Genomic DNA, 12,502 nt, shown 5'->3' on the forward strand with positions numbered 1-12,502 from the left:
GGGCGGAAGCCCCGGGGGATCAAATCCCCATCCCCCCATCTTTGGTGGGCCAGCGGGCCTATCGAGCCCGGCCGGATCGCAGCCGGTCGGAAAATGAGTGCCATCAGGCGATCAGATCACCCCTACGTCCGTGGTGCCGTCGTGAAAGACCCTCACGGTCTTCCCATTCCCGTCAAAAACGACAACCCGCTTCTTGCTGAACCACATCGACTGCTGGCTCCACTCCAAGTTCATTGTGACCACGGTGACATTCCTGAACTTCTGCCCCTCCAGCTCGATTTGCTCATGGCGGGCGGCCGTGGCAGTGTAGTTCAGTTTCGAGTGCTTCGAACCGATGATGGGCTTTCCCTCTGCCACGCTTTTCACGAAGGCATTGCTGCGCTCGGTAAGGTGCGTGAGGCATCCGCTGGTGAGGGCATAGGGAATGAGGGTGCTGTCGAATGAACTATACCACCAGAGATCCTTCGGCTGAAGGCGTTGCATTGCCTCGTTTCCCCGATCTTCCAACACGCTGACCACTTCTGCCCGTGGTGGAGCCAAGGACTCTGCCGCGAGGATGAGCTTTCCCAGCTCATCGTTGGCGAACGTGCGCTTGATGCTGATCGTGTGCGTTCCTTCGGTGCTTGATTGGTCGGGCGGGAGGAAAGCGGGTGGCTCAGACCGAGAATTGGTCACCATCAGCAGGAGGATCGCAAGCAGGCAGCGAGGGAGATTCATGGGTGGAGATGGCGAAGGGGGATTCGGGTGGCGGAGCGCTTGTAGATTCAACGATCCAGATCGGGTTGCCATTAGGGAAACTTCCTCCCGGTCTGTGATCGCTTTCTCCGCAGCGCAGGCGCCGCTCGGCTAGCCAGCCTTCGTCGGGCCGGCGGTCAGGGCTGCGCAAGGATCGCATGATGTCAGCCCGTGCCGGTGGTTTAAGCACGCAGGACGGATATGGTAATTTCTTGGATGCCACGTGATCCCTACCTCACTGGCTCCTCATTCTGCTTTTCCTAATCTTGTGGTCCGCTTGGCTCGTCAGGCACTGGAAGCGGGAACAAAAGAAACTAACAGCATGACTTCGCGCCCGCTCTACCGCCGCGTTTCATTCTGGCTCGGGCTGTTCGTCGCGTGCTTTCTGGCGTGGGCTTGGTGGGACAGCTACCGGAATGGAACAAGCTTGGCATGTTCGTGGAAAACGGGATCGCTCTGGGTCGTTCAGGCGGATGGATCATTCTACATTGCCTCAGGTGAAATCCGTTCGCCGGGGTGGTGGTTTTCGCGCTACGAGTTCGACGTGCGGTGGATGCTGGTGGACTGGTAGGAGGCGGGGCTCCGCTACTTTAGGGTTTCCGACTCCCTCTTATTCTTTTCCTTCCTAGGACTCTGGGGCTGCTGGATGGCGTGGCGCTGGCGGCGAGAGCGGCGGCTTTCCAAGCTCGACACGGCGCCCGCCCCGTAGGGCCTGCGAACGAAGCGCGGGCCGTGGCAAGCGTTTGGTCTCGCCTTGCCGAGGGATCGCGGCTCCCTTGGCAAGGGCTGGATCACTGCACGTGAAAGCCCGCACCCCCACGCACATGGCTGACGACTGGTATCGCCGGAAGACTTGGACGCCGATCGACCGCGAGGAGTTCTTCGAGCGGCTTCGACGCAGCCGTGGTGCCTTCAACAAGGCACAGTATGCACGCATCCAAGCCTACGAACTACTCACCACCGGGACCCGCGAGGCCTACTCCGCCGCGCTCGAGTTGCTTGACATGATCTTGGCCGAGTGGCGGGAAGACGCACAACTTGCCCCGGTGTATCATCACCGCGCCGACTGCTATCTCGGTCTGGGAGACACGGAGCGTGCCATGGATGCCTACCGCCAGGTCTTCCAGGCGCAGAGGGTCTTCAAGGGGCATCAGACGGATGCTCACATCGATTTCGGTTGGCTCATCGCGACGACACCATTGCCGGAGCTTTACGACGAAGCGCTGGCAGTGCTTGGCGAGTTCGCGCACGGGATGTTCCCCGTCCAGCGCTATCGGGTGAATGCGATTCACGCGCTCATCCTCGACGCTCGCGGCCAGCGAGAGCAGGCGCGTAGCCACGCACGAGCTGCGCTCGATGAAGCTGCGGCCCGGCAATCGGGCTTCCGCTACCATGCCACCCTTGGCCTGGTAGAGTCGCCCGGCGAGAGCGTGTATCAGAGATTGCAGGCACTCGCGGTCTAACTGAGTCCTCACCTGCATCCCCGGGTTGGACGACCACCGTTCTCCCGAATGCTTTAAAGCCAGAAGGTATTTTCCCTGAGGCCCCACACTTCGGGCCTGCTTCTTTTCGCTAAAAGAGGCCTAAGGGAACGGCCCGTCGCGCGTTCTAGGAGAGCTATCTCCCTATCCAGCCTCTGAAAATCGCATCCCCGACAGCACGCACCATGCTCCCTCAGCACGCACCGGCGCTCCTCTACTCTGGCGATGGCGTGGCATTGTGGGGAGTGCATGCCGAGAGAGCCCAAGCGGTGAACTGGAGCGAGCTGCTCAAGCCGGAGATGGTGCACTTGGTCCTAAACCTCGAAGGGAGCCTGTCAGTTCCCGGTCGACGGGAGCGGCTGGAACTTGGCCCCGGCACGGCGGCCATCTTGAGAACACCTGCGGCGGATGCGGTGCACGCCAACGGCTCGGAGGGCGATGAGGTGCAACGTTTCGTGGTGATGTCCGCGACGTCCGATTGGCTGGCGGCAACCTTCTGCGAATCGCTCGAAGGGCTGCACCCCCTTCTTCGCGGGATGAGTGGCCCGGAGGATGCCGGGCAGTTGTGTCCCATCAATCTGACCGAGCGGATGCTCTGCGAATCCCTTCTCAGCCCGCCGGTTCCCCGGGCGCTTCAGCCGACGTGGTTCAATGGCAAGATCGTCGAGTGCTTCAGTCTCTTCGGAGGGATCGACGCTGCCACCGGACCTGACCGTGACCCGCTGCGGGAGCGTATCGATGCGGCCGTGATGTGGCTGCGGGAACATTTCCGCGACGAGCTGAACCTGGGGGCTTTGGCCGAGCATGTGGGTTCCGACCCGAGCTACCTGAGCCGGCTCTTCAAGCAGCACACGGGAAATACCATCTCGCAGACCCTACGTCAGATCCGTGTCGACATCGCGGCGGGTCTGTTGCGGGAGGGGAATCGCAATGTGAGCCAAGCTGCCTTTGAAGTGGGCTACAGCAGCCTCAGCCACTTCACCAAGGCCTTCGTTGCAGAGAAGGGCATGCGCCCGTCCGATTGGCGGGCCGGGTCTCTGTAGAGGGTGGAGTGGCCTTGCTCATCTCGTGGCTTGGGTTCCTTTTCTGGCATGTTAGGAGGCAAGGGAAGCCAAACCCATGAAGCCGCGCGCGCTCATCAAGTGGAAATCCTTTTGGCTCGGGATTCTGGTCCTCGGGTTCCTGGGGTGGGCGTGGAATTTGTCGGTCGCACCCCATCCAAGTCTTTTGACGTTCAAGCAGAACGCCTCGACACCATGCCGCAGCGTTGGACAGCGTTCCGGGTGCGTATTTGTAGAGTTCGCGTGGTATGACCCATTCATGCCTTCGGGGTGGACCCTTCACCGCGTGCACGGGAACGAGGAGGAAGCATTCCCCGCCTATGTTCACCTGCAGGGAAGTCAGGTTTCTGTTGCCCACTGGTTCCTCATCCTCCTCTTCCTCGTTCCGTGGCTCGCGTTCCTTTTCCGGCGTGTTAGAAGGCAGCGGAAACCTTTCGCATGAAGCCGCGCCCGTTCTACCGCTGGAAGAACTTTTGGCTCGGGCTGTGTGTTTTGGTGTTCTTGGGGTGGGCTTCTTTTGAATCGCGCGGCACGACAACAAGGGTAGTCTTCCAAAAGGCTACATCCGGCTTCTACGAGCTTGCCCGAGAGGATTGCGCTACTTTCCTGGTGAATGGCCGTTGGGGGCATAGAATCACGCCCATGCCTCCGCTGATATTTGGTTATAAGGTATGGGCTGGACCTTGGGCCACTGGCTATGAAGATACGCTCCTGCCGGATTGGCCGCGCGTGAAGCTCCCCGATAGCTGGATTATTTCAGGCTTCGTCTTCCTATGGTCCACCTGGCTTTTCTACCACTGGAAGCGGGAACAAAAGAAATGCCCATGACGCCCGGCCCCGGCATCTGGCACCGCACGCGCCGCCGCCCGTCGTTTTGGCTCGGGCTTTTCGTCGCCTGTTTCTTGGCGTGGCGGGCGCGGGGGGAGAGGAAGCACCTTCCGCGGAACTAAAATAGCTCTCCCTGTTCCGGCCTTTTGCCGCCTCGTGGATTCGGCACGTTGCTTTCCACTTGGAACATGCCGTCTGGCCGGTGGAAGTCTGCGAGCGCCATGCCGTCTAACCAAGGGTCGATCTCGTGGTCCAGTAGCGCGACCAAACAGCGATCATGCCCCGTTGCGGCTACCTCGCGGTTGGGCTCGGTGGTGAGCATGGTGTGGCAGAGACCGAATTCCGGGGATTCCTCCCAAAGTCCCGCGACAAAGAAGCAATCGCCGCCCATGTGGAAGCGGTGGGCGACCTTGGCTCCCGTGGGGCCGGTCCATTCGTAAAACTCGGTGACAGGCACGATGCAGCGGCGGTGCTGGTAAGCGTCCTTCCACATGTAGGAGCCCATTTTCTCGGACTGGGCATTCACGACGGGCTTCGCTGCCGTGAGGCCCGTGCCATCGGGTCCCGGCTTGCCGTCCTTCCGCTTGAACCGGCGGCGGAATCCCCACGTCATTACCACGACCTCACGCTCTCCCGTGATCACTGCCAGGGGCATGGAGGGCTCGATGCCTTGATCGCTGAATTCCTCAAAGTCGGCGTTCAGCTTGTTCCACAATGCCGGGTCGATCTTCCCGTGCCGTGCGGCCTTCTTTAGCTGGACCTTGTGGTAGGTGCACACGCTAGGAAGGTAGCAGCCGGGTCAACCGCCCGCCTCATCCGCGGGAAATCCTTTTGGTTTGGAATCCTCGTGCTTGGGTTCCTTGTCTGGGGGTGGACGCGGTCTTTGATGTGCGTTCTGGAACTCCGCTCCTCCGGTAGCTCTACCAGACCGGAGGAGCGGAGCTTGAGAGTTTGAGGGATTCAAGGCTGCGGAAGCCGCTTTTGGGACGGTGCGGCCGATGCACCGAGCCGGCTGGTCCGCCGCAGAAGCGTCTGGAGAATGTTACGATGCGGGCGCCGGTACCCCATCAATTGAAGACAGCAGAGAGTTCACCCTTGAGGACCTAACGTGCCTTGTTGGCAAGAACGAAGCGGGCAAATCGGCACTGTTGACGGCGCTTTGAGGCGGACCCGAAAATCCGGCCAGGGAAGGAGCTTCACGCGGCGGGATTGCTTTCGGCTGAGGGGCCAAATAGAAGGGCCGCATGAAAGGAAGAACTTTTGGCGGTCTTGTTTTTCTCGCGGCCATCGTAGCCGCCCAAGCAATCGAGGAGATCAATTCGGTTCCATTGGGAAATGATCTCGAAGCGCACTACGGCCACGTCAATGGGGCGAAGTATTTTTACCTTCCGGGGCGGAAGGAACCCATTCAGTTTTCTTCTGGGGTGTTCATCACCCAAGCTGTCGTATCGCCTGACCTCAAACTGTTGGTTCTTCTTCTCTTTCGGTATCGGTCGGACGGTGCTGGGGCGGACGGATACGGCTGTTTAGTCTGCCGACGCTCGGATACTACAGCTGAGGCAAATTGGTCGGTCTACTATTCCCTTTTTTCCGACGAGCTTAATCTTCGGTTTGACCGCAGAACTCACGTTGAGGATTTACATGCCGTAACGAACAAGGGCGTGGTGACGCTCAGGTTGGCTCAAGCGGAAAATCGAACGCCGCCCACCAAGATTCTGCGTTCATGGGAAGATTGGGACCTTGAGAAAGAAGAGCGGGTAAAGAGGATCAAGGACGCGGAACCGTTCGACAAATTCGAGGAATGAATGCCCCCGCCCCCTCATCCGCTCCAATTCCTTTTGGTTGCCTTTCTCGCTCCACTAGTGACGCCGCGCCCCATCCTCCGTTCTCGCCTCTTCTGGCTTGGTCTGCCGGGATTGGTTTTCTTGCTTTGGGGGTGGCGGCTTTGGACCCAATACGAATCGTGGGTGGGTTTCACCGGTGCGCGCCCTTGGGGATTGGGTCAACTTGGAGGAGAAATCTATGTATGTCGGAATTCCGAGGGATGGCCAGATAGCCGGAACTTCGTGGCGCGACATGAAGAAATTACTGAGGAAGCGGCACGCGAGTGGAAAACGTGGATAGGCTGCCGGTGGCTGGGGAAGAACTGCTGATTACGAGACAAGACGGTCAGACTTTTACTTTATCTCGCGAGAGGAGGGGGACTCCCTTTAAATTTTACTACACACCACGGTCAACGTCGCCCTCGCTTCGCTCGCACGTGCTTTTTCTTGCGACGGCTCGCGAACGTTCGAAGGGGGAGACGACGCACCGGCTGACAGTCCCCGACTCCCTCGTTTTCTTTTCCTTTGTTGGGCTTTGGGCTGGGTGGCTTGCGCGTTCCGACTGGCGTCGAAAAACGCGAGGGGCTAACGGTTCCGCCTGAGGATTTTGTCCATGGTTTCAACGTGTAGCTTGTGGCCGAAGTCCCCGACGTGGCGCGGCGGGGGAGACGTCGTGTTAGCCGAGTCACTTGTCCTTGTTCTTAACTATATCCCAGACCAAGCCGTCACTCGGACGGGTCAATGTGTCCCCCTTTTCGCCGAGAACAAAAATCGTCGGCCTGCCGCCCGTCATCACGCGAATCTCAGCGGTCGAAATTCTTTCCCACGTTCCTTTAGTCGGACCTCTCTCCCATTCCTCAAGGTAGCTGCCACCCTTTTTGAAGTGGATGGTTGAGGTTCGGTGACGTTCCTTCCACACGCTATCGTCCAGAGGGAAGCCCTTCTCGGCAGCCTCAAGAACTTCAATCTTTTTCTTGATTGCGAGTGCGGTTTCGAGGTCGCCCGCCGATGTTACTTTGCGCTGAAGCGCTTCAAGCTCGGCTTTGAACTTGCGGTCGATTGGGAGGGTGGCCTTGGCTACTGCTTCGTCTCTCGCCTTCTGTAGCTTCTCAAGTTCGTTGTCGAATTTTCCTGCCAGAGCTGTTTCCGTTAACGCGACTGTCACTAGGGCGAGCCGACCGAGATGGGCATATTTTTGCATATGCGGAGGTTTCTGAGTTTGGCCTTGGGAGCAAGGATAATAGGGCCGTGGCAACCCAGCAAGTGACCGGCTTTGAACTGGATTCTGCGGGTGACTTTCTTCCTTAAATCCGCCCCGCTTTCCAAGGAAGTGCGTGGGTGATTGTCGCCTTGCGTTGAAGAGCCCGGAGGAAGGGCCTTCACGGGCCGGGTCCTAACGACCCCACCTAGTAGCCAAAAGGAACAAAGAAAGTAATGCTCGCGAGTCTAAACCCGTTGATTTTCAAAGGCCGATTCTAAGGCAAAAATAAGGCGGGGAGCTTTCGCTCCCCGCCCGTTTGCTTTGTAACTCTTTGAAAGTGAAGGTACCCCGACTTGGACTCGAACCAAGGACCAAAAGATTAAGAGTCTTCTGCTCTACCAACTGAGCTATCGAGGCGTTGTGACCGCCTTGCGGCGGGGCCGGAAGGATGCATTTCGATCCGGGCGGCGCAAGAGGAATTTTGGCACTTTTTCGGTCACTTGGCGACCGGCAAGAAGAGGATGCAGATGGGGTTCGGGGCGGGGGTGGTGGCCTTGGGTTCGCCGAGCTTGCCGGTGGCGGGATCGAGCGGGAGGGAGGCGAGGGTATTTGAGTCCTGGTGGGCGCAGAGGAGCCATTTGCCGTCGGGGGAAATGGTGAAATGGCGGGGGACCTTGCCGCCGCAGGGGGCGACCTGGACGGAGGTCAGCTTGCCGGTGGCGGCGTCGCGCGCGAAGACGGCGATGCTGTCGTGCCCGCGATTCGAGGCATAGACGAACTTGCCGCTGGGGTGGACCTGGATCTCGGCGGTGGAGCTGCCTCCTTTCCAGTCGGCCGGCAGGGTGGGGAGTTCGCCGATGGACTCGAGGGTGCCCTTGGCGGCATTGAAGCTGCAGGCGGTCACGGTATTGGTCAGCTCATTGACGACGTAGGCGTGCTTGCCATCCGGCGAGAAATCCAGATGGCGCGGGCCGGCGCCCGGAGTGCTTGCGGATGAGGCGGGTTCGGCCTCCGCGGGCTTCGCGGTCGCGGGGTCCAGGGTGTAGGTGAGCACTTTGTCGAGGCCGAGGTCGGGGACGAGCAGGTGCTTGCCGCGGAAATAGACGCCATGGGCGTGCGGGCCGTCCTGGCGGCTGGGGTGCGGGCCCTTGCCCTCGACCTTGTGGGCGAAGCCGAGGCCGGCGGGCAGGCCCTTCGCATCGAGCTGCACCACGGTGGTCGTGCCATCGCTGTAATTCGCGGTGGCGAGCATTTTACCCGAGGGATCGACGGCGAGGTGGCAGGGATTGTTGCCCTGCGACGAGGTCTCGGTGACGAATTCCAGCGAGGGCCCGGCGCCCAGCGTGAAGACGGCCAGGCTGCCCTTCGGCATGGCCTCGGCGCGGCCGACCGAGTAGAGCAGCGGCAGAGTGGGGTGCAGGGTGAGGAAGCCGGGGCCTTGGTATTTCGCGCCGAGCTTCACCTCGCCGAATTCGCCGGTCGCGGGGTCGAAGGAGGACAGGTAGATGCCCTCGCTTTTCCCGCTGCCGCCGGTATTCGTGCCGATGGCGATGGGCAAGGGGGCGGCATGGGCGAGCGCGCTGACGGCGAGGAGGGCGAAGCTGGATTTCATCATCGCGTTCTCCTACCCGGCAGAGGCGGGAATTCGATCACAATCGTTGCGCGAAGCGGGTCATCGCGGCATATCCCGGCCATGCCCGCGCACGCCGAAGCCTTCGAAATCCGCACCCGCGGCAAGGGGACGTATCAGATCACGGCGGAGGTCGCGGGCATCGTCCAACGCAGCGGGATCGAGACGGGCACGGTGACGGTCTTCGTGCGGCATACCTCGGCGAGCCTGGTGATCATGGAGAATACCGACCCGAGTGCGCGGCGGGACTTGGAGGAATTCTTCGAGCGGCTGGTGCCGGAGGATACGCCGTGGTTCGTGCACACGGATGAGGGGCCGGATGATATGCCGAGCCACATTCGCATGGCGCTGACCCGGACGAGTGAAGTGATCCCGATCATGGGCGGGCGGATGGTGCTTGGGACGTGGCAGGGGATTTTTCTCTTCGAGCACCGGCGGGCGGCGCATCGGAGGGAGATCGTGGTGGGGGTGGTGGGGTGATTGAAATTGGGGTAATTGGGGTAATTGGGGTAATTGGGGTGATTGGGGTAATTGGGGTAATTGAGGTGATTTGGGTGATTGGGTTGTTGGGTTGTTGAGTTGTTGGGTGATGGTTGTGGTTTCGTCTGTTTCGCTTGTTTCGTTGTTCTCCTCCTACGCCTTGTGGGTGACGACGGATGCAGCCGGGTGCTTCCCCGCAGCAGGGCTGCTGGCATCGGGCGGCAGCAGGGCTGCGCGCAGTCCGGGTCTCCGACCACTGCGGCGGGCCCGATAACGAATGAAGAGCCGCGGAGGCGTCGCGACGGCTTGCTGGGGAGCGCGGGATTTCCTGGCCTCCGAAGCCTTGGCGTAGGGTGGCATACGGCCCGCGAGGTCGAGTGGTTCGCGGGCGCGGTTTTTAGAGCCGCAGCGAAGGACCATTCGGGCCGGTCTGAAGACCGGCGCTCCCGGGGAGCAAGTCCGCCCGCTCACACCGCCGCTCCCCAATGCCAGATTCCCACAACTACTGCCCCTGCATCTTCTTCCGGTATGCCAGCGGGCTGATGCCCACCGCCTGCTTGAACTGCCGGGAAAATGCGGACTGGTCCGAGTAGCCGCAGGAGAGGGCGATCTGGGCGATGACCTCATTCGTGGTCGAGAGCCGTTCACAGGCGGCATCGATGCGGACCTTCACGAGATACTGGCCGGCGGTGACGTGGAAGAGCGCGCGGATGCGTTGGTCGAACTGATAGATGGACAGACCCGCCATCTCGGAAAGCTGGGGCAGGCGCAGCGGCTCATCGAAGTGCTTGTGGATGTGGTCGATCGCCTTCGACATGGCGGCGAAGTCCTCCTGCCGGTCCTGCGGGCCGTGCATGTCGCGGGAGATCCCGCAGACGCCAATGATGCGGCCGTCCTTCGCCTTCACCGCTTCCTTGAAAGTGAGGCACCAGCCGCGGCGGCCGCCGGGGTAGAGGTGCAGCTCCAGGTGATCGCGGATGCCGAGGCCGGTCTTGAGGATCTCGCGGTCCTGGAGGACGAAGCCCTCGCCGAGCGGCGGCGGGAAAAGCTCCTCGGCCGTTAGACCGATGGCCGATTCCTTGTCCGGCAGGCCGCAGCGGGTGGCCAGAGTCTGGTTCACCGCCATGTAGCGGCCGAAGGCGTCCTTCACGAAGAACACGATGTCCGGGACAGCGTCGAAAAGACTGTCCACCGGCGGCATCCCGTCGAGAGAGTCGAAAAAGGTCCTGCGGAGTCGGGCGGCCGGCGTCATCTTGGATAGAAGAATACGCTGGTGTTGCTATACGGATTCGGAGGCAGTCGCTAGCCCTTTCGCCTAGACCCTGATGCTAAAAATCCATCAACCCATGAGCGATCCCCGAGTCCGAGTCATCGATTCCCACACCGAAGGCGAACCCACACGTGTGGTCGTGGAAGGTGTGCCCGATCTCGGGCCCGGCACGATGCGGGAGAAGGCGACCCGTTTTTCCACGGAGCACGATTGGCTGCGCTCTGCGGTGTGCAATGAGCCGCGCGGCCACGATGCGATGGTCGGCGCGCTGCTGTGCGAGCCCTCCGAGCCGGATTGCTGCTGCGGCGTGATCTTTTTCAACAACGTCTCGACCCTGAACATGTGCATCCACGGCACCGTGGGACTCGCTGCGACGCTGGTGCACATGGGGAAGATCGGCGCGGGAGACCATCGCATCGATACGCCTGTTGGGGTCGTGGTCGCGCGGGTGCATGAGGATGGCTCGGTGACCGTGGCGAATGTCCCGAGCTACCGGATGGCCGCCGAGGTCCCGGTGGAAGTGCCGGGGTGGGGAACCGTGCGCGGCGACATCGCGTGGGGCGGGAATTGGTTCTTCCTGATCGATGGGCAGGGCCCGGCGGTGGAGTTCGCGAACCTCGATGCCCTAACAAATTTCACGTGGGCCGTCCGCCAGGCGCTGGGGAAGCATGGCATCACCGGCGACGACGGCATGGAGATCGACCACATCGAGAGCTTCGGGCCGCCGACCGATCCGGCGAGTTCGGACAGCCGCAATTTCGTCCTATGCCCGGGCAAGGCGTATGACCGCTCGCCCTGCGGCACCGGCACCAGCGCGAAGCTCGCCTGCCTGCATGCGGCGGGGAAGCTCCAGCCCGGCGTGATCTGGCGGCAGGCCGGCATTCTCGATACCGTATTCACCGGCACCGTGGAAGAACTCCCCGATGGCAAGGTGTTGCCGCGTGTGACGGGGCGCGCCTGGATCACCGGCGAGTCCGTCTATCACTTCGATCCCGCCGATCCTTTCCGCAACGGCATCCCGACATCCCTCTAACAAACTACTACCACCGCACCGACATGAGCATCACTTGGAAGGGCGTCATGCCCGCCACCCTCACGCAATTCAACGCAGACTACAGCATCGACCACGCGCTCATGGCGGACCATGGCAAGTGGCTCGTCGAGGGAGGCTGCACCGCCATCGTCGTCCACGGCTCGCTGGGCGAGGGTGCCACGCTGTCCTTTGAGGAGAAGTTGGCGCTGCAGAAGACCTACGTGGATGCGCTGCCGGGCACGCCGATCATCCCGGGCGTCGCCTCGCTCTCGACCAAGGAAGCCGTCGATATCGCCAAGGCTGCAAAGGACAATGGCTGCCGCGGCCTGATGGTGCTGCCGCCTTATCTGTACGCCTCGGATTGGCGCGAGATGAAGGCGCACATGAAGGCGGTCATCTCCGCCACCGAACTGCCCTGCATCATCTATAACAACCCGGTCGCGTACAAGACCGACTTCACCCCGCTGCACATCAAGGAGCTCGCCGATGAGCTGCCGAACGTGGAGTCGGTGAAGGAGTCCTCCACCGATGCCCGCCGCATCGCGGGCATCCGCGAAGTCTGCGGCGACCGCCTCGCGCTCGGCGTGGGCGTGGATGATTGCGCGGTGGAAGGTGCCGCGATGGGCGCGACCTTTTGGATCACCGGCGTGGGCGGCGCTTTCCCGAAGCACAATGTGAAGCTGTGGGATTTCGCCACCACCGGCCGCATCGAGGAGGCCATGCCGATCTACACGTGGATGCTGCCGATGCTGCGCATGGACACGGTTGTGAAGTTCGTGCAGCTCATCAAGCTCCAGCAGACCCTCGCCAGCGGCGGGAAGTTCGGCAACAACCGCGTCCGCGCACCGCGTCTGGAACTCGAGGGCAAGGAGCTCGCCGAGGCCACCGCGATCATCGAAAAGGCCCTTGCGACTGCGCCGGTGGTATAAGGAGCTTGGACATTCTGTCCACGCCGTGTCG

Annotated in this window: 13 protein-coding genes and 1 tRNA gene; 8 read left to right on the top strand and 6 right to left on the bottom strand. The window is 61.3% G+C overall.

The window, feature by feature from the left end:
• Positions 1-111: 111 nt before the first annotated feature.
• Complete coding sequence (locus OKA05_RS00490) at positions 112-717, bottom strand: hypothetical protein (protein WP_264485119.1); 606 nt, start codon at positions 715-717, stop codon at positions 112-114.
• Positions 718-1,057: 340 nt separating this feature from the next.
• Between OKA05_RS00490 and OKA05_RS00495 the strand changes: the two genes are divergently transcribed.
• The 4 genes from OKA05_RS00495 (at position 1,058) to OKA05_RS00510 (ending at position 4,105) form a co-directional block, all read left to right on the top strand.
• Positions 1,058-1,306 (top strand): hypothetical protein, encoded by a 249-nt coding sequence (locus OKA05_RS00495; RefSeq protein WP_264485120.1) that lies wholly within the window; start codon positions 1,058-1,060, stop codon positions 1,304-1,306.
• A 229-nt stretch (positions 1,307-1,535) separates the two neighbouring features.
• Positions 1,536-2,198: a hypothetical protein gene (locus tag OKA05_RS00500; RefSeq protein WP_264485121.1), complete on the top strand. Its 663-nt coding sequence runs from the start codon at positions 1,536-1,538 to the stop codon at positions 2,196-2,198.
• Between the two features lie 203 nt (positions 2,199-2,401).
• Positions 2,402-3,259, top strand: a complete 858-nt coding sequence (locus OKA05_RS00505) for a helix-turn-helix transcriptional regulator (protein ID WP_264485122.1) — start codon at positions 2,402-2,404, stop codon at positions 3,257-3,259.
• 456 nt (positions 3,260-3,715) lie between these two features.
• Positions 3,716-4,105 carry a hypothetical protein gene (locus OKA05_RS00510; RefSeq protein WP_264485123.1) on the top strand — a complete coding sequence of 130 codons (390 nt, stop codon included), beginning with the start codon at positions 3,716-3,718 and terminating at the stop codon, positions 4,103-4,105.
• A 118-nt stretch (positions 4,106-4,223) separates the two neighbouring features.
• Here OKA05_RS00510 and OKA05_RS00515 read toward each other — a convergent pair whose 3' ends face one another.
• Positions 4,224-4,883, bottom strand: coding sequence for an SOS response-associated peptidase family protein (locus OKA05_RS00515; protein ID WP_264485124.1), 660 nt, complete (start codon positions 4,881-4,883; stop codon positions 4,224-4,226).
• A gap of 466 nt (positions 4,884-5,349) precedes the next feature.
• Here OKA05_RS00515 and OKA05_RS00520 point away from each other — a divergent pair, with 466 nt between their 5' ends.
• Positions 5,350-5,910 (top strand): hypothetical protein, encoded by a 561-nt coding sequence (locus OKA05_RS00520; RefSeq protein ID WP_264485125.1) that lies wholly within the window; start codon positions 5,350-5,352, stop codon positions 5,908-5,910.
• 703 nt (positions 5,911-6,613) lie between these two features.
• Here OKA05_RS00520 and OKA05_RS00525 read toward each other — a convergent pair.
• The 3 genes from OKA05_RS00525 to OKA05_RS00535 all read right to left on the bottom strand — a co-directional run bounded on the left by OKA05_RS00525 (position 6,614) and on the right by OKA05_RS00535 (position 8,741).
• Positions 6,614-7,129, bottom strand: coding sequence for a hypothetical protein (locus OKA05_RS00525; protein WP_264485126.1), 516 nt, complete (start codon positions 7,127-7,129; stop codon positions 6,614-6,616).
• 344 nt (positions 7,130-7,473) lie between these two features.
• Positions 7,474-7,546 (bottom strand) — tRNA-Lys (locus OKA05_RS00530).
• A gap of 79 nt (positions 7,547-7,625) precedes the next feature.
• Positions 7,626-8,741, bottom strand: coding sequence for a lactonase family protein (locus tag OKA05_RS00535; protein WP_264485127.1), 1,116 nt, complete (start codon positions 8,739-8,741; stop codon positions 7,626-7,628).
• Positions 8,742-8,822: 81 nt separating this feature from the next.
• Here OKA05_RS00535 and OKA05_RS00540 point away from each other — a divergent pair, with 81 nt between their 5' ends.
• Entirely contained in the window at positions 8,823-9,239 is a 417-nt protein-coding gene (locus OKA05_RS00540; RefSeq protein WP_264485128.1) for a secondary thiamine-phosphate synthase enzyme YjbQ, read from the top strand.
• A gap of 502 nt (positions 9,240-9,741) precedes the next feature.
• Here the strand turns inward: OKA05_RS00540 and OKA05_RS00545 are convergent.
• The gene (locus tag OKA05_RS00545) at positions 9,742-10,491 is read right to left on the bottom strand and encodes an AraC family transcriptional regulator (RefSeq protein ID WP_264485129.1); all 750 of its coding nucleotides are present in this window, start codon (positions 10,489-10,491) and stop codon (positions 9,742-9,744) included.
• 94 nt (positions 10,492-10,585) lie between these two features.
• Between OKA05_RS00545 and OKA05_RS00550 the strand changes: the two genes are divergently transcribed.
• Together OKA05_RS00550 and OKA05_RS00555 are read left to right on the top strand one after the other, a co-directional pair.
• Positions 10,586-11,542: a proline racemase family protein gene (locus OKA05_RS00550; RefSeq protein WP_264485130.1), complete on the top strand. Its 957-nt coding sequence runs from the start codon at positions 10,586-10,588 to the stop codon at positions 11,540-11,542.
• Between the two features lie 23 nt (positions 11,543-11,565).
• Entirely contained in the window at positions 11,566-12,471 is a 906-nt protein-coding gene (locus OKA05_RS00555) for a dihydrodipicolinate synthase family protein (RefSeq protein WP_264485131.1), read from the top strand.
• Positions 12,472-12,502 lie beyond the last annotated feature (31 nt).

The organism is Luteolibacter arcticus (assembly GCF_025950235.1).
Taxonomy (GTDB): domain Bacteria; phylum Verrucomicrobiota; class Verrucomicrobiia; order Verrucomicrobiales; family Akkermansiaceae; genus Haloferula; species Haloferula arctica.

Bases quoted from the DNA above. Each gene is read 5' to 3' on its own strand.
- OKA05_RS00545 (WP_264485129.1), bottom strand. From the start codon at position 10,491: ATGACGCCGGCCGCCCGACTCCGCAGGACCTTTTTCGACTCTCTCGAC.
- OKA05_RS00505 (WP_264485122.1), top strand. From the start codon at position 2,402: ATGCTCCCTCAGCACGCACCGGCGCTCCTCTACTCTGGCGATGGCGTG.
- OKA05_RS00520 (WP_264485125.1), top strand. From the start codon at position 5,350: ATGAAAGGAAGAACTTTTGGCGGTCTTGTTTTTCTCGCGGCCATCGTA.
- OKA05_RS00490 (WP_264485119.1), bottom strand. From the start codon at position 717: ATGAATCTCCCTCGCTGCCTGCTTGCGATCCTCCTGCTGATGGTGACC.
- OKA05_RS00495 (WP_264485120.1), top strand. From the start codon at position 1,058: ATGACTTCGCGCCCGCTCTACCGCCGCGTTTCATTCTGGCTCGGGCTG.
- OKA05_RS00535 (WP_264485127.1), bottom strand. From the start codon at position 8,741: ATGAAATCCAGCTTCGCCCTCCTCGCCGTCAGCGCGCTCGCCCATGCC.
- OKA05_RS00525 (WP_264485126.1), bottom strand. From the start codon at position 7,129: ATGCAAAAATATGCCCATCTCGGTCGGCTCGCCCTAGTGACAGTCGCG.
- OKA05_RS00555 (WP_264485131.1), top strand. From the start codon at position 11,566: ATGAGCATCACTTGGAAGGGCGTCATGCCCGCCACCCTCACGCAATTC.
- OKA05_RS00540 (WP_264485128.1), top strand. From the start codon at position 8,823: ATGCCCGCGCACGCCGAAGCCTTCGAAATCCGCACCCGCGGCAAGGGG.
- OKA05_RS00550 (WP_264485130.1), top strand. From the start codon at position 10,586: ATGAGCGATCCCCGAGTCCGAGTCATCGATTCCCACACCGAAGGCGAA.
- OKA05_RS00510 (WP_264485123.1), top strand. From the start codon at position 3,716: ATGAAGCCGCGCCCGTTCTACCGCTGGAAGAACTTTTGGCTCGGGCTG.